15 protein-coding genes, 1 tRNA gene and 1 other RNA gene are annotated in these 16,037 nt (G+C 53.3%); 6 read left to right on the top strand and 11 right to left on the bottom strand.

Annotation, left to right across the window (positions count from 1 at the left end; translation table 11 throughout):
• Window positions 1-6 precede the first annotated feature (6 nt).
• Both GEAM_RS09915 and rssB read right to left on the bottom strand, forming a co-directional pair.
• Entirely contained in the window at window positions 7-1,350 is a 1,344-nt protein-coding gene (locus GEAM_RS09915) for a UDP-glucose dehydrogenase family protein (RefSeq protein ID WP_034791040.1), read from the bottom strand.
• Window positions 1,351-1,570: 220 nt separating this feature from the next.
• Window positions 1,571-2,584, bottom strand: coding sequence for a two-component system response regulator RssB (rssB, locus tag GEAM_RS09920; protein ID WP_034791042.1), 1,014 nt, complete (start codon window positions 2,582-2,584; stop codon window positions 1,571-1,573).
• A 209-nt stretch (window positions 2,585-2,793) separates the two neighbouring features.
• Here rssB and GEAM_RS09925 point away from each other — a divergent pair, with 209 nt between their 5' ends.
• The 4 genes from GEAM_RS09925 to GEAM_RS22660 all read left to right on the top strand — a co-directional run bounded on the left by GEAM_RS09925 (window position 2,794) and on the right by GEAM_RS22660 (window position 4,613).
• Window positions 2,794-3,258, top strand: coding sequence for a YchJ family protein (locus tag GEAM_RS09925; RefSeq protein WP_034791044.1), 465 nt, complete (start codon window positions 2,794-2,796; stop codon window positions 3,256-3,258).
• A 59-nt stretch (window positions 3,259-3,317) separates the two neighbouring features.
• On the top strand, window positions 3,318-4,166 hold the full coding sequence (purU, locus tag GEAM_RS09930) for a formyltetrahydrofolate deformylase (protein WP_034791047.1): 849 nt from the start codon (window positions 3,318-3,320) through the stop codon (window positions 4,164-4,166).
• A gap of 189 nt (window positions 4,167-4,355) precedes the next feature.
• Window positions 4,356-4,440 (top strand) — tRNA-Tyr (locus tag GEAM_RS09935).
• Window positions 4,441-4,484: 44 nt separating this feature from the next.
• Window positions 4,485-4,613: non-coding RNA, RtT sRNA (locus GEAM_RS22660), on the top strand.
• A gap of 148 nt (window positions 4,614-4,761) precedes the next feature.
• Here GEAM_RS22660 and GEAM_RS09945 read toward each other — a convergent pair.
• Both GEAM_RS09945 and GEAM_RS09950 read right to left on the bottom strand, forming a co-directional pair.
• Entirely contained in the window at window positions 4,762-6,861 is a 2,100-nt protein-coding gene (locus GEAM_RS09945) for a peptidase domain-containing ABC transporter (RefSeq protein WP_034791051.1), read from the bottom strand.
• The gene (locus GEAM_RS09950; RefSeq protein WP_034791053.1) at window positions 6,848-8,134 is read right to left on the bottom strand and encodes an HlyD family secretion protein; all 1,287 of its coding nucleotides are present in this window, start codon (window positions 8,132-8,134) and stop codon (window positions 6,848-6,850) included. Before GEAM_RS09950 ends, GEAM_RS09945 begins: the two co-directional genes overlap by 14 nt.
• 576 nt (window positions 8,135-8,710) lie before the next feature.
• On the opposite strand from GEAM_RS09950, the gene GEAM_RS09955 reads away from it, so the two are divergent.
• Window positions 8,711-8,902: a hypothetical protein gene (locus GEAM_RS09955; protein ID WP_034791055.1), complete on the top strand. Its 192-nt coding sequence runs from the start codon at window positions 8,711-8,713 to the stop codon at window positions 8,900-8,902.
• Window positions 8,903-9,038: 136 nt separating this feature from the next.
• Here GEAM_RS09955 and GEAM_RS09960 read toward each other — a convergent pair whose 3' ends face one another.
• The 6 genes from GEAM_RS09960 to pspA form a co-directional block, all read right to left on the bottom strand.
• Window positions 9,039-10,106: a YcjF family protein gene (locus tag GEAM_RS09960; protein WP_034791056.1), complete on the bottom strand. Its 1,068-nt coding sequence runs from the start codon at window positions 10,104-10,106 to the stop codon at window positions 9,039-9,041.
• Window positions 10,103-11,500, bottom strand: a complete 1,398-nt coding sequence (locus tag GEAM_RS09965) for a YcjX family GTP-binding protein (RefSeq protein ID WP_034791058.1) — start codon at window positions 11,498-11,500, stop codon at window positions 10,103-10,105. Before GEAM_RS09965 ends, GEAM_RS09960 begins: the two co-directional genes overlap by 4 nt.
• Window positions 11,475-11,723, bottom strand: a complete 249-nt coding sequence (locus tag GEAM_RS09970) for a phage shock protein PspD (RefSeq protein ID WP_034791061.1) — start codon at window positions 11,721-11,723, stop codon at window positions 11,475-11,477. Before GEAM_RS09970 ends, GEAM_RS09965 begins: the two co-directional genes overlap by 26 nt.
• Before the next feature lie 87 nt (window positions 11,724-11,810).
• A complete protein-coding gene (gene pspC / locus GEAM_RS09975) occupies window positions 11,811-12,170 on the bottom strand; it encodes an envelope stress response membrane protein PspC (RefSeq protein ID WP_034791063.1) in 360 nt (119 codons plus the stop codon).
• The gene (gene pspB / locus GEAM_RS09980) at window positions 12,170-12,397 is read right to left on the bottom strand and encodes an envelope stress response membrane protein PspB (RefSeq protein ID WP_034791064.1); all 228 of its coding nucleotides are present in this window, start codon (window positions 12,395-12,397) and stop codon (window positions 12,170-12,172) included. Before pspB ends, pspC begins: the two co-directional genes overlap by 1 nt.
• 87 nt (window positions 12,398-12,484) lie before the next feature.
• Window positions 12,485-13,156 carry a phage shock protein PspA gene (gene pspA, locus GEAM_RS09985; protein WP_034791066.1) on the bottom strand — a complete coding sequence of 224 codons (672 nt, stop codon included), beginning with the start codon at window positions 13,154-13,156 and terminating at the stop codon, window positions 12,485-12,487.
• Between the two features lie 290 nt (window positions 13,157-13,446).
• Here pspA and pspF point away from each other — a divergent pair, with 290 nt between their 5' ends.
• On the top strand, window positions 13,447-14,457 hold the full coding sequence (gene pspF / locus GEAM_RS09990; protein ID WP_034791067.1) for a phage shock protein operon transcriptional activator: 1,011 nt from the start codon (window positions 13,447-13,449) through the stop codon (window positions 14,455-14,457).
• A gap of 232 nt (window positions 14,458-14,689) precedes the next feature.
• Here the strand turns inward: pspF and zigA are convergent, their stop codons facing one another.
• The gene (gene zigA / locus GEAM_RS09995; RefSeq protein WP_034791069.1) at window positions 14,690-15,877 is read right to left on the bottom strand and encodes a zinc metallochaperone GTPase ZigA; all 1,188 of its coding nucleotides are present in this window, start codon (window positions 15,875-15,877) and stop codon (window positions 14,690-14,692) included.
• Window positions 15,878-16,037 lie beyond the last annotated feature (160 nt).

The raw sequence follows: 16,037 nt of genomic DNA on the forward strand, positions 1-16,037 counted from the left end.
ACTCCCCTATAAAACTGGATTAATTGAGGCGCCACGGCCAATCGCGTAGTAAGTAAAGCCACGCTTAAGCAAACGCTCAGGGTCAAACAAATTACGACCATCGAAAATAACCGGATTTTTTAGCGCGTCTTTTAACACGTCAAAGTCTGGCGCACGGAAGTTTTGCCATTCGGTACAAATTACCAAGGCATCGGCACCGTGAAGCGCAGCTTCTTTGGTTCCCATTAATTCTAAATCGTCGCGATGACCATAGATGCGTTGAGTTTCATTCATCGCCTCGGGATCATAAGCCTTAATTTTTGCGCCTGCGGCCCACAATTGTTCCATCAGTACCCGGCTTGAGGCTTCGCGCATGTCGTCGGTATTAGGCTTAAATGAAAGCCCCCACAATGCGAAGGTCTTACCTTGCAGGTCTTTACCAAAGTGGCGGTAAATAAATTCAGGCAGTTTATATTTCTGCTGATAATTAACCTGCTCAACGGCTTGCAATATTTTCGGCTGGTAACCAATCTGCTCAGAGGTGCGAATAAGCGCCTGAACATCTTTCGGGAAGCAAGAACCGCCGTAGCCACAGCCCGGATAGATAAAGTGGTAGCCAATGCGGGAATCGGAACCAATGCCCTGACGCACTTTCTCAATATCAGCACCCAGCAGCTCGGCCAAATTAGCCATTTCATTCATGAAACTAATTTTGGTCGCCAGCATGCAGTTAGCAGCATATTTCGTCAGCTCGGCGCTGCGAATATCCATCAGGATCATGCGATCATGGTTGCGGTTGAAAGGTTCGTACAGTTCGCGGATAGGGTCGATAGCGTTTGGGTTATCAGTACCGATAACAATACGCTCAGGACGCATACAGTCGGCGACTGCCGCACCCTCTTTGAGGAATTCTGGATTGGAGATGACGTCAAAGGTAATGTCGCAGCCGCGAGCAGCAAGGGCAGCGCTCATCACTTCGCGAACTTTATCCGCGGTCCCGACAGGCACGGTGGATTTATCAATCACCACTTTTGGCGAAGTCATGTGTTCGGCGATGGTGCGAGCTACGGCGGTGACATATTTCAAGTCGGCAGAGCCATCTTCATCCGGCGGCGTACCCACGGCGATGAATTGGATCTGGGCATGCGCCACGCCCTCTTTGGCGTCAGTGCTAAAACGCAGGCGGCCAGCTTCATAGTTCTGTTGTACTAAAGGCGTCAGGCCAGGCTCAAAGATCGGGATTTGACCATTTTTCAGGTTTTCGACTTTTTTCGCGTCGACATCGATGCAGAGGACTTCATGACCTACTTCTGCCAAAACTGCAGCTTGTACCAGTCCAACATAACCGATACCAAAGACAGTAACTTTCATTGGAAAATTCCTAGCGTAAAAATTTCTTAAGGGGATTTCGGACACCCACTATTATTACTGCCGCGCAGTATAACAGGTTCGCTGTGTGGCGCGCCTTGAATGGTCTATTTTGCATAACAAAACAGCGGATAAGAATGAGAAAAACCAGAAAAAAGGCGTCCAAAATCTATCACTTGGCTATTCAGTAGGCGGTTTACTTCCTACGCCTGCTGCCAGCCGATTATTCATTCGAAAGCATTAACCTGAGGCGGCCACCGGCCCCCCATACTTGGCACTGGAAGGCGTCACAGCGCTGGCTTATCTGATTCGAAAAGGTCGAGCCGGTGGTGCCCAGCGGCACGCCATTGCTCAATTGAATCTGATTACTGCCGGTATTGACGTTGGCGTGCAGACCCGCACTGACCAAAATCAGGTTCTTTTGCTCGGCGTGATAATACCCCAACAGCAGGGGAAACTGGCCCTCAAGTCGTGCCTGTTTGAAGACTTGATTAACTTGTTTAAGCAGCGTTGACATCTGGGGAAGGCGTTGGTGCTGGTTGCTCAAGTGGTCGCGCAATAATCCGTTGAAAATCGCCCGCAGCAGCAGCGCCGCCAACACGCCATTCTCTTTGGCTCGCGTCACATCAAGGCAGTAAAATCCGAGGTCTTTTGAGGAGAGCGCCGCGATGTCCAGCACTAAGCCAGCATTTTCGGCCATGGTCAGTTGACGATAGTTAATCCGGCAGCCAGCCAAGGTTTGTTGCACCGGTGGTTGGAGCTCTTGCAGCAGTCTGGCAGCCTCATTGGGGTTACGGCACAAGGCTTCCCAGTCATTCATCAGATCGCTTTTTTGCAAAACGTCAGAAGAGAAGAGTTTTGGATAGAGGATAGTCAGCAAGGCGTCGCGCAGCCGCTGGAGGTCATTGATTGGCTTTAGCAGCACATCCTCCACGCCTAGCCTGAGCATGGTGGCGACATCGGTCATTTTATCGGTGGCGGAGATAACCAGCACTGGGATTTTTATCCCCTGTAACCGCAAATTTTCCACAAACTCAATGCCGCCCATCTCGGGCATCGCCAAATCACACAAAATCAGGTCCGGGGGATGGTCTTCCACCAGCTCAAGGGCATCGAGGCCATTGACTGCTTCCGTGTAAGTTGCCCCCAATGAGCTCACGAACCCCGCCAGCACTGACCGGAAAACGGCTTCGTCTTCGACGATCAGAATGTGCTTGCTTGTAAGTGGCTTATCCATCGGGGTCCCCCTGCGTATATTCTTCTAATAGTGGCCCATAAAACCCGATTCTGCTTGTCAGAATTGTCAGATTCGTGCAATGACGAGTGAATGACCGAGGAAGTCGCCTCAGTAAGTGCGTTGTCAGCCAGCGAGGTTGTTAGGTAACATATCGACAACACGCATTCAATAGCGCGCTTTGCGCTGCCAAACGCCATTCAGGAGCTATTTTGTCACAGCCATGCCCTTGCGGGAGCGGTGAAGTATACGAAAAGTGCTGCCAGCCTTTTTTACTCAACGCCCAGATTGCCCCGACTCCGTCAGCCTTGATGCGTTCTCGCTACAGCGCTTATGCCATGCAAGACGCTGACTATTTGATTGCCACTTGGCACGCGGACTGCCAGCCGGAGCGCTGGAGAGAAAACTTAGAAGAAGGCTTTAAAAACACCCAATGGCTGGGGTTGAACGTCATTGACGCCCAGCCGGGTAAACAGGCTGACGAAGGCTATGTTGAGTTTGCCGCCCGCTTCCAAGAGCCGGATTCAGCAGAGATTCATCTGGTTCACGAGCGTTCGCGCTTTCTTCGCGTGAATGAACGCTGGTACTATATTGACGGAATTAAACCCCAGACGGGCAGAAACGACAGTTGCCCCTGCGGTTCAGGTAAAAAATATAAGAAGTGTTGCGGTCGCTGATTCTGCCCGCACTATTTTAACGATATCCAGTAGACGCTTAGGACAGGATCCACACCCCCATGCCGCAACAAAATATACAAACTAAGGTATTACGCACCATTTGCCCTGACGCTAAGGGCCTGATCGCCAAGATCACCAACATTTGCTACAAGCACGAACTGAATATTGTGCAAAACAACGAATTCGTCGATCACCGCACCGGGCGCTTCTTCATGCGTACCGAGCTTGAGGGGATTTTTAACGATAATACGCTGTTGGCCGATCTGGACAGCGCGTTGCCGAAAGGCTCTGTGCGCGAGTTGCACAGCACCGATCGCCGTCGCATTGTGATTTTGGTGACCAAAGAAGCCCACTGTCTGGGCGATCTGCTGATGAAATCAGCATACGGCGGTCTGGATGTTGAAATCGCCGCGGTTATTGGTAACCACGACACGCTGCAAACGCTGGTCGAGCGTTTTGATATTCCCTTCCACTTGGTGAGCCACGAAGGCTTGACCCGCGAGCAGCACGACAGCGCGATGATGGAGCAGATTGACCAGTATCAGCCAGATTACGTGGTATTGGCGAAATACATGCGCGTGCTGACGCCGGGCTTTGTGCAGCACTATCCGCATCAGGTGATCAACATTCACCACTCCTTCCTGCCAGCCTTTATTGGCGCGCGCCCTTACCATCAGGCCTATGAGCGCGGCGTGAAGATTATCGGCGCGACGGCGCACTATGTGAATGACAGTCTGGACGAAGGTCCAATCATCATGCAGGACACCATCAACGTCGATCACACCTATACCGCTGAAGATATGATGCGTGCCGGTCGTGACGTGGAGAAAAATGTGTTGAGCCGCGCGCTTTATCGCGTACTGGCCCAGCGCGTGTTTGTTTACGGCAATCGCACCGTTATTTTGTAATTGCTCAAATTGGCGGTGTTTTCTGTACAGAGAAGCACCGCCAAGGGCAAAAAAACAACAAACGAACATTTTTAGCGGTTTCAGGGCTTTACACCGCAGTTCCATTTGGTATTATGCGCCCCGTTCACCGCAACAGCCGAAGCGTTGAATGCAGTATGTAGTAAACAATTCGAAATCCACGAATTTCGTGGTGGGGTTCCCGAGCGGCCAAAGGGAGCAGACTGTAAATCTGCCGTCATCGACTTCGAAGGTTCGAATCCTTCCCCCACCACCATCTTAAATACTCCTGCATTACCTCTCAAAAAAACCAACCTAAAATAGAATATCGCGCTGGGAAGGATGGAGAAGCTTCGATTGAAGGTTCGAGCCGAGCGAAGCGAGACAGCGTTGCGCAGCAACGACCCGAAGGGCGAGGCCAGCGGCCGAGTAATCCTTCCCCCACCACCATCTCAAAGCATCAAGTCTGAGTTCCTTCTCAACTATTAAAAACCATTCCCTAATTACTTCCGAGTCTGCTTTTTTCTCTGATTTTATTTCATACTCACCGTAATCCAAGCCTTCCCCCCAATCCCGAAGAGAAGACCTGATTCAATCCCTATCCGAGCTTAATCACCCGGTCTGCCGTTTCTATGGTGGAAGGCCGATGGGCGATGAAGATGCGGGTGATATCCAGTTCCCTGATGGCCTGATTGATTTTGGATTCATTATCCAAATCCAAATGGCTGGTCGCTTCATCAAGGAACAGAATTGCCGGGCGGCGATAGAGCGCGCGGGCAATCAATAGCCGCTGTTTCTGCCCGCCGGACAAGCTGTTGCCGAGTTCGCTTATCAGCGTTTCATAGCCCATCGGCATCTTTTCGATATCAGCATGAATGTTGCAGCGGCGGGCACAGTCAACAATCCGCGCCTCATCCTTCTGCTCATCAAAGCTGGCAATATTCTCGCCAATCGAACCGGCAAACAGCGTGTCGTCCTGCAACACGCAGGCTATGCAGCTGCGGTAATTATTTAGACCGGCGGTGGTGATATCCATGCCGTTAATCAGCACCCGGCCCTGCGTCGGAGCCAGCAACCCGGTCATGATCTTCATTAGCGTGGTTTTACCCTGTCCCGACGGCCCGACAATTGCCACGCTCTCGCCCGCCGCGACGGACAGATTCAGGCCGTTGATTAATGGCGCAGATAGGCTGTCATACTGGAAAACCAAATCGCGCACGTCGAGCGACGCCGCCTCGCCGCCGCGCAGTAACTCGCGCTCCGGCAGGCTTTTCTCGGTGTCAGTCAGCGCAATATCCGCAATACGGTCGCGATGCAGCGAAAGCATCCGCAGCTGTAAAACCATGTTGAGCAGGTTGGCCGCACGTTCGGAGAATTGGCCGCGATAGGTGTTGAAAGCGACGAACATCCCCAGCGTCATATGGCCGTCAATCACCTGACTCGCCCCCAGCCACAGCAGCGCCACCTGATCGAGAGTGGCAATCAGCGTGTTGCCGCCGGTGAACATCATCTCGAACTTGGTTTTGCGCACCGTGGCGTTGGCGTTATCAATGTTCATGTTGAGCCAGAAGTTAGCGCGCGTCTTCGACAGCCCCAGCGCCTTCAGCGTACTGATGCCATACAGGGTTTCCATAAAGTGGGAACCGGCACGGGCGCTTTTGACGATTTGCTCCTCGGACACCTGCCGATAGGCGTTATAAGTGGAAAGCCTAAAGATGACGTAAATTGCGGTGAAGCCAAGAATCACCCAAATCAGCCAGCCGCCGTACAGCACCATCATCACAATCAGGCCGATGGACATGATGCCGTCGATAATACTGTTGACCACGTTGGTGGTCAGCGTGGTGCGCAGCGTGTCGAGAGAGGTAAAGCGCGACTGAATATCGCCGAGTTTGCGCTTCTCGAAATAGTCCAGCGGCAGCTTGAGCAGGTGGTCAAACAGCCGCGCTTTCCACTGCACGTCAATCAGCGTACTCATCACCAAAGAGGTCCAAGCACGCAGCATGCTCACGCCTGTGCGGAAGATGATAAAGAACAGCAGCCCGAGGCAAATCAGAGTCAGCAGGTCGGGGTCTTTGGCCGGGATCACGTGGTCCATTACCAACTGCATGCCCACCGGCAGCAGCAGGTTGACCGACTCGATCATCAGCGACAGGCAGAAGATCTTGGTCAGCGCGGGGATTAAGCCGCTGACATTGCCCATCATTTTGCGCAGATTTAGGCGAACGCGCGGCTTTTCCGAAGTAAATCCGCTGTCCGGCCACAGCTCCAGCGCCACGCCGGTGAAATGCTCCGACACCTCGCGGATACCCAGCGAGCGCTGGCCAAAGGCCGGGTCGTGAATAATCACTTTGCCCTGCTTCACCGCCACCAGCACCACGAAATGGTTAAGATCCCAGTGCAGAATGCAGGGGGTTTTCAGCGCATTCAGCTCATCAATGTCGAGCTTCAGAGCGCGGGATTTCAGCTCCACCGAGGTGGCAATATCCATCAGGGTACGCAGGGTCGCGCCACGGGATGAAATGCCAAAACGCTGGCGCAGACTCTGCAAATCAACATGCTTGCCGTGGTAACCGCAGACCATCGCCAGACAGGCCAACCCGCACTCGGCGGCCTCGGTTTGGATGATTTGCGGGACTTTATGACGGAAGCCGAAATGCAGACTGTTTGCCAGTTCGCGCACGTTATCGAGATTCATTTATCGGCCCCACCACACTTTTCTTCATGCTGTAATACGGAGATAGCATCCACTGATAGAGCGGGCGTTTTTCGAGGAACATCGTAGACTCCGCTTTCATGCCACTGGATAAATTGAGCGTTTCGCCATGCCAGTTGAGCTGGCTTTTATCTAAGGAGACGATCACTTTGTAATAAGGCCCGCTGACCGTGCCATTGGGGTTTTTCGGCGCGCTGGAGTAGGAATTCAGCTCCTGCTCGGAGACCGGCGCGGAGGAAACAGATTCTACACGCCCGGGGAACTGGCCATATTTTTCAAATGGATAGGCTTCATAGCGAATATTGATCTCTTCCCCTGGTTTGACGTAAGGCACGCTCTCATTTGGCAACCATGCCACCAAGAAGAAAGGCGAATTCTTGGCCGGAACCAGCTGCGCCAGACTGTCACCGGCATTGACCATCTGCCCCGGCGTCACGCTGAGTGAGGAGATCTTGCCGTCGGTCGGCGCGGTGATCAGCAGCGAGCCTTTGGCATCGGCCTCGGCCAACTGGCGGTCTAAATCATTGCGCTGCACGCCGTATTGCGAAATTTGATTGTCGAAATCGGCGGCGCGGGTCACCAGCTCGCTGCGCAAGTTGGTTATCTGCAATGACTCTTGGATAGATTGGGTGTTGAGGCTCTGGAACGAGGTTTGTTGCTGGTAGAACAGGTAGCGCTGGTTATTGAGCTGATCGGTGTTAATCAGCCCTTTACGCTGATAAGCGCCGTAGTTCTGCATGCTTTGCTTCATCGCATCCAGCCCCTGCTGCGCCGACGCCACCATGTCCTGGGACACCTTGTGCGCCTTCTCATACTGCTCGAGCTGCTGCTGCAAATTGTCCAGCGTCGTGCGCTTGTTGTTTTGCAGTTGAGTGATGATGGTGTCTATCTGGTCGCGCTGTTTATTGATTGCTGACAGCGTGGTGGTGCTGACATTACCGGCCTGCGTCACCCGGCTGACATCAATTTGATACAGCGGCTGGCCCTTTTTGACCGTTTTGCCGGTTTCCACCATTAAATTGGTCACCACGCCCTGCTCCGGGCTGAATAAATTAATGCTGTGCGGCTGGGTGATCACTTCACCACTGACATTAATTCGGCGAGTGTAATTGGAGAAAATCAAGAAACTAAGCAGTGCGATAAGAAATAGCGCGGTCAATGAGGTGACTACCCAAACGGGCCATCCCGCTAATAGCAGCGCCTTACCGGCCCAGTGGTTTTGTTGATGTTCATTCACTTCTTTACGAAAGAGCATCTAGCTTAACCCTCAATGAACATGATGTTGAAACCTCTGGATAATGTTCATTGAAAGATAGTCAGCAGTTGGATAACTGGCAACTGTGATTCATCTGAAATAGATGAATTTATTGGTAAAGTTGACCACTGCTCTGTTTATCGCCAATGTCATAATATCTTCCCAGCAATCCAATCACGCAGCGTTAATATTTCCTTTGCTGATTATCTGCTAAGTAATAGCGAAATATTTATATCCACACAGACTTAGAAATAAATAACAACACTTGGCGCTGGGCGGTTAAAAATAGAACTTTGCGTAACGTTCTCATCAGGTTACTTAATAATCATCAATAGTGATAAATGGCGGGTAAATATAAAAACTCAAAAATGTTTAATTTTAATTTATTACATATCAACAATTTACATAAATATTACATTTATGGAGATTATTCCTAATCACCTCAGCCGCTGAGTGTCCTAGGCTTAAGTCACATGAGGACATGAGTACGAAAACAAATATCTTTCTTACTCCTGTATTCATCGGATCTCAGGAAGTCGGGATCTCAGTTTTCACAAACTAAGAGGATGACCCAAGATGAAACAGTTAACAGAACGTGACATTGAAATGGTTAATGGTGCTGGTTGGTCGGAAGATGTAAATAAAGTTGCTGACCGCCTGTCAAACTTTGGTCAAAAAGCGGTAGATGATACCGGCAATGCGGTGAATAAGGCTTACGGCCAAATTTCAGACGCGCTGGGTAGAGCTAACGATTACCTGACCTCCTAGTCTGACGGTAAATAGTATCTAAACCTAATAGCTCACAACCTGAGTTTATAATTGGGTTCATGCAGGCGCTCACCTCGGTGAGCGCCTTCTTTTTGGTGCATGTTTTTACCGCACCTTTTTGCCGCAAAGCAATTCGCTAAACCCCAACATTGCGTTTGTCGGTTTTGGTCATGCTGGCCTTGAGTTTGCCGATTAACTCACTGCGAAAATCCCCCAGCTTCGGCTTATCCCCTTCCAGCCAAGGCAGCGGGCGGCAAAGCTCCATGGTCTTGATACCCAAACGGGCGGTCAGCAGCCCGGCACCAATCCCCTGAGCCGCACGGGCCGAGAGGCGAGCCGCCAAGTCTTGCGACATCCAGTCCATGCCGACTTCGCGCACCAGCTCAGAAGCCCCGGCAAAAGCGATATTTAACAGCACCAGTCGGAACAGGCGCAGTCGGCTGAAATAGCCCAACTCAATGCCGTACAGCACCGCGATGCGATTCACCAGACGCAAATTGCGCCAAGCGATAAAGGCCATATCCACCAGCGCCAGCGGGCTGACGGCGATCATCAGCGCCGACTCGGCCGCCGAGTTGCTGATTTCGCGTCGCGCCTGAGCGTCCAATACTGGCTGAACCAGCCGGGCGTAAAGCTCGACCACTTCGCGATCATTCTGGGTTTCATGCAGAGAAGCCTGCCAGCGCTGCAAGGCCGGATGGCTTTTATCCAGCCCGGCCTGCCCGGCCAATTTTTCGCAGAACGCGCGCCCCTGCCCTAAACCGTGGCTGTGCAGCAAATCGCGAGCAACGTCGCGCTCGTCGGCACGCTGGCGCAGGCGATACAAACGCCGCCACTCGGTGAGCAGTGAACCCACGCCCGCCACCACGATCAGGCCACCGGCGGTGCAAGCCCCCAGCGCTACCCAATCCTGCTGAACCCACGCGGTATGCACCCATTCTACACCCTGAGCTATCACGCTGACGCCAAACACGGCGGCACCGAGACGCACCATTTTGCCCCACAGGCTGCGGCGCGGCTTCAGCGCGCGGTTAATCACCGCCTCGGCTTCGCCCTCTTGCTGCTCAATCTCAGCCTCGCTGGAAACCGGCAGAAAGCGCTCGGCCTGAACGCCGTCAAACGCCTGCCCAGCGCGCAGAACCGGCTGTTCCGGCTCCTTAATACTCTGTTCGAAATCGATACGCGGTTTGATAGGTTCGCTCATCGCATTTTATCTCCCAGTAAAAACTCCATCACGGCGTCCAGCCGAATGTGCGGCAAAGGCGCGTCCACGCTGGTTTCGCGCGGGCGGAACTCATCAAAATGGAACCCCTGCTGCTGCCAGAACGCCGCGCCCGGCAGTCTGGCAGGCACTTCTCCGGGGAACACGGTCAGCGGCGCGCCGTCTTGCAGGCGATGGCCCTTCAAGGCAGGCACTGACTGCCCCTGATATTCCACAATCCCAGTTTCGGTGGCCTGCACCGAGGCCAAGCCCGCGCAGTCCATACTGATCCCTTCAAAGGCGGCGTTCTGCCACGCCTCCTGCACCAACTGCTGGAGCAGCGACACCAGATTGGCATGCTGATCGCCCGTAATATGGTCAGCCTTGGTGGCGGCAAACATCAGTTTGTCGATGCAAGGGTTGAACAGGCGGCGGAACAGCGTGCGTTTGCCATAGTGGAAACTCTGCATCAGCTGCGTCAGCGCCAGCCGCATGTCGTTAAAGGCCTGCGGCCCGCTGTTTAAGGGCTGGAGGCAGTCCACCAACACTATTTGGCGGTCAAAACGGACAAAATGGTCTTTATAGAAGCCCTTGACCACTGACTGGCAGTAATAGTCAAACCGCGCGCGCAGCATGCCCAAATTACTGTTCTTGTCAGCCTGCGCCAGTTGGGCGTCGCTGTACTTTTGCATCTCAGGCCAGGGGAAGAATTGCAGCGCCGGTGCGCCGGCCAAGTCACCCGGCAGCACGAAGCGCCCCGGCTGAATGAAGTGCAAACCTTCCTGTTTGCAGCGATGCAGGTAGTCGGTGTAAGCCTGCGCAATAGCCGCCAGCTGGTTTTCGTCCGCCGGAGCCAAAGGGTCACATTGCTGACAGAGTGCTAACCAAGGCTTGGCCCATTCGGCGCGATCCCCTTGCAACAGGCCCGCCATCTGCCGCGACCAGTCGAGATAGTTCTGCTCCAGCATCGGCAAATCCAGCAGCCATTCGCCGGGATAGTCGACAATTTCCAAATAAAGGGTGGAAGTATCTTTGAAGTGGCGCAACAGCGACTCGTTGGAGCGATAGCGCAGGGCCAATCTAATCTCACTGACGCCGCGCGTTGGGGTCGGCCAGTTCGGCGGCGTGCCGTGCAGCTGGGCGATGCCTTCATCATAGGTAAAGCGAGAGATACCGAGGTCGCGCTGCGGCACGCGCTTGACGCCAAGCAGGCGCTCTTCGCGCGCGGCGGAGAAAAGGGGTAAACGTGCGCCGCTGTGTAAGTGCAGCAGCTGATTGACGAAGGCGGTAATAAAGGCGGTTTTGCCGCTACGGCTAAGACCGGTCACCGCGAGACGCAGGTGCCGGTCCATACCGCGATTGACCAGTGAATTAAACTCGTTTTGTAGTCTTTTCATTGCTCTCCGTGGCGTAGCGCCCAAATAACGCGGTCAAAATTCTTTTGAACAGGGGCTCTAATAATAGTGCTAAAACATAGCGCAGTGGACCTTTTCCTACCACGCCCAGCACGCGAGCGGCCATCCCAGCGGGCACGAAAGTCAGTGCGACCATGACGGCGAATCTGAACACTTTCTTCAGCAGGCTGCGATTGCCCGGCAGCGAGGAAGTCAGAGTACGCATAAATACACTCCTTTTGCGGGGAAAACCCTTAGCGGATGGAAGGAAAGGCCCGAAGCCGCCGCACGGCAGCTTCGGCAAATAGGGACATTACAACTGGCGGAAACGGCTGCGAACGCCAAAGGTTTCCGAGGTCACGTAACGCTCAACCTGGCGTAAACGCTGCTCGCTGGCTTTTAATTCGCGGTCGGCTTCATCCAGCAAATTTCTTGGTGACGGCTGATTTTCATCATCAAACTCGTGGGCTGGTGCCGGTTCTAGCACAAAGCACAGCACGATGTAGGCCACCACGGTAAACATAAACAGGCCGAAGAAAATCGACAGTACGGCCATCACGCGCAGCAGCATTACCGGCACGCCAAGGTAGTGAGCAAGCCCGGCCAGCACGCCTTTAAACACGCCCTCTTCCGGCACGCGGTACAGCTTACGTTCTGCAAGACTTCTCGCCATTATGACTGCCTCCAGCTTGGGTGCTCGGCATCCAGAATCTCTTCCAGCGCCTGAATTCTTTCGCGCATGCGGCGCGCGTCTTGGGTTAACTGCGCGAGATTTTGCTTCTCATGCTGGGTTAACTGATTACCACTTTGCGATCGGTTGCTGTAGTGCAGCCACAACCAGATAGGTGCGACAAAAAGCACAAAGATGGTCAGTGGAATGGCTAAAAACAGGAAGCTCATTGCATCTCCTTATGAGTCTTATTACTGCCGGGAACGACATTTATCCTGCAACAACCTGCCTGCGAACAGGCAGGTTTTTCAAGCGAATTACGCGTCCTGATTGCCTTGCATCTTAGCTTTCAATGCCGCGATTTGCGCACTGATTTCATCGTCAGCTTTCAACTCAGCAAACTGCTGGTCCAGCGACTTCTTTTTACCAATGCTAACGCTTTCTGCTTCAGCTTCCATGTGGTCGATACGGCGTTCGAACTGCTCGAAACGCGCCATGGCTTCATCAATCTTACCGCTGTCTAACTGGCGGCGAACGTCGCGTGAAGAAGAAGCTGCCTGATGGCGCAGCGTCAGCGCCTGCTGGCGTGCACGGGTTTCGGTCAGTTTATTTTCCAGCTCACCAATTTCCGACTTCATGCGATCCAGCGTCTCTTCAACCACGGTAACTTCATTTTTCAGCGTGGCGACCAAGTCAGCCAGCTTTTGCTTTTCAATCAGCGCGGCGCGAGCCAAATCGTCTTTGTCTTTACGCAGAGCCAGCTCGGCTTTGTCCTGCCATTCGGCCTGCTGCGCTTCACCCTGCTCGATACGGCGGTTCAGCTGTTTCTTTTCCGCTAAGGCGCGAGCCGAGGTAGAACGCACTTCCACCAGCGTATCTTCCATTTCCTGAATCATCAGGCGCACCAGCTTCTGTGGATCTTCGGCTTTGTCCAACAGGTTGTTGATGTTGGCATTTACGATGTCAGCGAAACGAGAAAAAATACCCATAGTCAAAATTCCTCTTTGATTCTGTTGTCCTCCGGTAACCCCGGGCAACAAGTCATAAAACGTCCGGCCAAGTGTTACCGGTGAATACTGCCAGCCATTAATCAGTTAACGACTGCGTGTAATACCTATATCAAATCCCGTGCCAACTTTTTTAATTCTTATATCATATTGAATTATAGCGATTTTTATTTTTCCGTCCATTTAGCGATATTTGACGTATGATTAAATTAACTAAAAATTAGTTTTTTTCACCACCTCAAAACCGCCAATTAGCATCAAAGGGAGCAAGGATGGCCGAAACTACCGACAACCTATTGGGCGAAGCCAATGCGTTTATCGAAGTATTGGAGCAGGTTTCTCAATTGGCGAAGCTTAATAAGCCGGTGCTGGTGACCGGCGAGCGCGGCAGTGGCAAGGAGCTGATCGCCCACCGCCTGCACTATCTGTCTCCGCGCTGGCAGGGGCCGTTTATCTCCTTGAACTGCGCGGCGCTGAATGAAAACCTGCTCGACTCCGAGCTGTTTGGTCACGAGGCGGGCGCCTTTACTGGCGCGCAAAAGCGCCATCTTGGGCGATTCGAGCGCGCCGACGGCGGCACCCTATTTCTTGACGAGCTAGCCACCGCGCCAATGCTGGTGCAGGAAAAGCTGTTGCGAGTGATTGAGTATGGGCACTTGGAGCGCGTGGGCGGCAGCCAGCCGCTACAGGTGGATGTGCGTCTGGTCTGCGCCACCAACGACGACCTGCCCGCGTTAGCCGCCGAGGGGAAATTCCGCGCCGACCTGCTCGACAGGTTGGCTTTCGACGTGGTCCAGCTGCCGCCATTGCGCGAGCGCCAGCAGGACATCATGCTGTTGGCCGAGCACTTCGCCATCCAGATGTGCCGCGAGCTGTCTCTGCCGCTGTTCCCCGGCTTCACCCCTCACGCCAAGCACACTCTGCTGACCTATCGCTGGCCGGGCAACGTGCGTGAGCTGAAAAACGTGGTGGAGCGCTCGATGTACCGCCATGGCAGCAGCGACTTCCCGCTCGACAACATTATTCTTAACCCTTTTGCTCGCCATAACGCGGCCTCTGAGGAGCCTGCACCTGAGACTTCCTCCGCCAGCGCTTTACCCACCCTGCCGGTGAATTTGAAGCAGTGGGTCAACACGCAGGAGAAGCAGTTAATTGAGCAAGCCTTGCAGCAGGCGCGATTTAATCAGCGCAAAGCCGCCGATTTGCTGGATGTGACTTATCACCAGCTGCGCGGAATGCTGAAGAAACATGATATTCAGGTGAAGGGCGAGGAGAACGGCTAAAAAGAGGCAAAAAAAAAGCCAGCACCCGAGCTGGCTAAGTAATACTGGAAGCAATGTGAGCAATGTCGTACCGATTAAGCGAGGCCCAAGCAGGTCTCCCTCAAGCGATGAAAGGATGATAATGGTTATCAGTATCGTCTGTAAAGTGGTTTGTTGAGAATTTTTCTCATTACCACACTAACCATGCAACTACTTGTTTCTTTTGAACTAATAGCCCTAATGTCCCTGTGGATCACCACTCCGGGAAGGGATCGGCCATTTCTAGCCATCTATCAATGCCTTCCGCCATTTGCTCGACGCTCAACAGGCAGTCGTCGAGCCTGCGCACGATCTCTTCCTTATTTAAGTTCTGCCCGATAAACACGATCTCTTGGCGCATATCGCCAAACGGCTCCTGCCACTTTTCCATAATATGGGCTCGGGTTTCTTCATCTTGCGGCCAGTCGCGCTCCGGCAAGGCTTTCCAGAAGGTGCCCGCCAGACCATAGCGCGCGATGCCCCCGGCCTGACTCCAGTTTCCCGCGTGGCGCGGGCGAGTGGCAAGCCAGAAGAAGCCTTTGGAGCGCAATAAGGTGCCGCCGCCCCAGTCGCCATGTACCACGCGATAGAACTTATCGGGATCAAACGGCCTGCGCGCGGTGTAGACAAAGCTGCTGATGCCGTACTCTTCGGTTTCCGGCGTGTGCTCGCCGCGCAGCTCTTTTAGCCAGCCCGGGGCTTGCTGCGCTTTGGCAAAATCAAAGCGATGGGTGTTGAGCACGCGGTCCAGCGGCAAGGTGCCCGGCGCAATCGGAATAATGTCAGCTTCTGGATTGAGGCTTTGCAGCAGCGCAATCACCTCGCGCTGCTGGAAGCTGTCGAGCAAGTCGGTTTTGCTCACCAGCAGCACGTCGCAGAATTCGATTTGGTCGATAAGCAGGTCAGTCACGCTGCGCTCGTCATCTTCGCCGAGGCTCTCCCCCGCCTCCTGCACGCTGCGCGCCTCTTGATACTGCTGCATAAAGTTGACGCCATCGACCACCGTCACCAGCGTGTCGAGACGGGCAAATTTCGACAGGCTCTGCCCCTCTTCGTCTTCAAAGGTGAAGGTTTCAGCCACCGGCAGCGGCTCAGAAATGCCGCTCGACTCAATCAATAGATAATCAAACCGCCCGGTCTGCGCCATCTCGCGCACGGAAATCAGCAAATCCTCGCGCAGGGTGCAACAGATGCAACCATTGCTCATCTCCACCAGCTTCTCCTGCTGGCGGTCAAGAGTGATCTCATTGGAGACTAGCGCGGCATCAATATTCACTTCACTCATATCATTCACGATAACCGCTACGCGCAGCCCTTGGCGGTTATTCAAAATATGGTTGAGCACGGTGGTTTTACCTGCGCCAAGAAAACCTGACAGCACGGTAACGGGTAATAACGCCATAAAGACCTCGAAAGAAATGATGCAGGCCGCAACGGTTCAACCTACATTATGATGAATTGTTATATTATAACATTACAATTGACGTAGAATTTCAAGGCCTTTATTTCACGTCGTTGCATTAAATTGCGTGAAGTCTCGACAGATCAACCGGAGTTTGACG

The sequence above is a fragment of the Ewingella americana ATCC 33852 genome, from assembly GCF_000735345.1.
In the GTDB taxonomy this organism is placed as follows: domain Bacteria; phylum Pseudomonadota; class Gammaproteobacteria; order Enterobacterales; family Enterobacteriaceae; genus Ewingella; species Ewingella americana.

What these genes read in the sequence shown, in the direction of transcription:
- rssB (WP_034791042.1), bottom strand. Translation starts at nt 2,584, where the DNA reads ATGGATAAGCCACTTACAAGCAAGCACATTCTGATCGTCGAAGACGAA.
- pspB (WP_034791064.1), bottom strand. Translation starts at nt 12,397, where the DNA reads ATGAGCTTCCTGTTTTTAGCCATTCCACTGACCATCTTTGTGCTTTTT.
- pspF (WP_034791067.1), top strand. Translation starts at nt 13,447, where the DNA reads ATGGCCGAAACTACCGACAACCTATTGGGCGAAGCCAATGCGTTTATC.
- purU (WP_034791047.1), top strand. Translation starts at nt 3,318, where the DNA reads ATGCCGCAACAAAATATACAAACTAAGGTATTACGCACCATTTGCCCT.
- GEAM_RS09970 (WP_034791061.1), bottom strand. Translation starts at nt 11,723, where the DNA reads ATGCGTACTCTGACTTCCTCGCTGCCGGGCAATCGCAGCCTGCTGAAG.
- pspC (WP_034791063.1), bottom strand. Translation starts at nt 12,170, where the DNA reads ATGGCGAGAAGTCTTGCAGAACGTAAGCTGTACCGCGTGCCGGAAGAG.
- GEAM_RS09945 (WP_034791051.1), bottom strand. Translation starts at nt 6,861, where the DNA reads ATGAATCTCGATAACGTGCGCGAACTGGCAAACAGTCTGCATTTCGGC.
- GEAM_RS09915 (WP_034791040.1), bottom strand. Translation starts at nt 1,350, where the DNA reads ATGAAAGTTACTGTCTTTGGTATCGGTTATGTTGGACTGGTACAAGCT.
- pspA (WP_034791066.1), bottom strand. Translation starts at nt 13,156, where the DNA reads ATGGGTATTTTTTCTCGTTTCGCTGACATCGTAAATGCCAACATCAAC.
- GEAM_RS09955 (WP_034791055.1), top strand. Translation starts at nt 8,711, where the DNA reads ATGAAACAGTTAACAGAACGTGACATTGAAATGGTTAATGGTGCTGGT.
- zigA (WP_034791069.1), bottom strand. Translation starts at nt 15,877, where the DNA reads ATGGCGTTATTACCCGTTACCGTGCTGTCAGGTTTTCTTGGCGCAGGT.
- GEAM_RS09960 (WP_034791056.1), bottom strand. Translation starts at nt 10,106, where the DNA reads ATGAGCGAACCTATCAAACCGCGTATCGATTTCGAACAGAGTATTAAG.
- GEAM_RS09950 (WP_034791053.1), bottom strand. Translation starts at nt 8,134, where the DNA reads ATGCTCTTTCGTAAAGAAGTGAATGAACATCAACAAAACCACTGGGCC.
- GEAM_RS09965 (WP_034791058.1), bottom strand. Translation starts at nt 11,500, where the DNA reads ATGAAAAGACTACAAAACGAGTTTAATTCACTGGTCAATCGCGGTATG.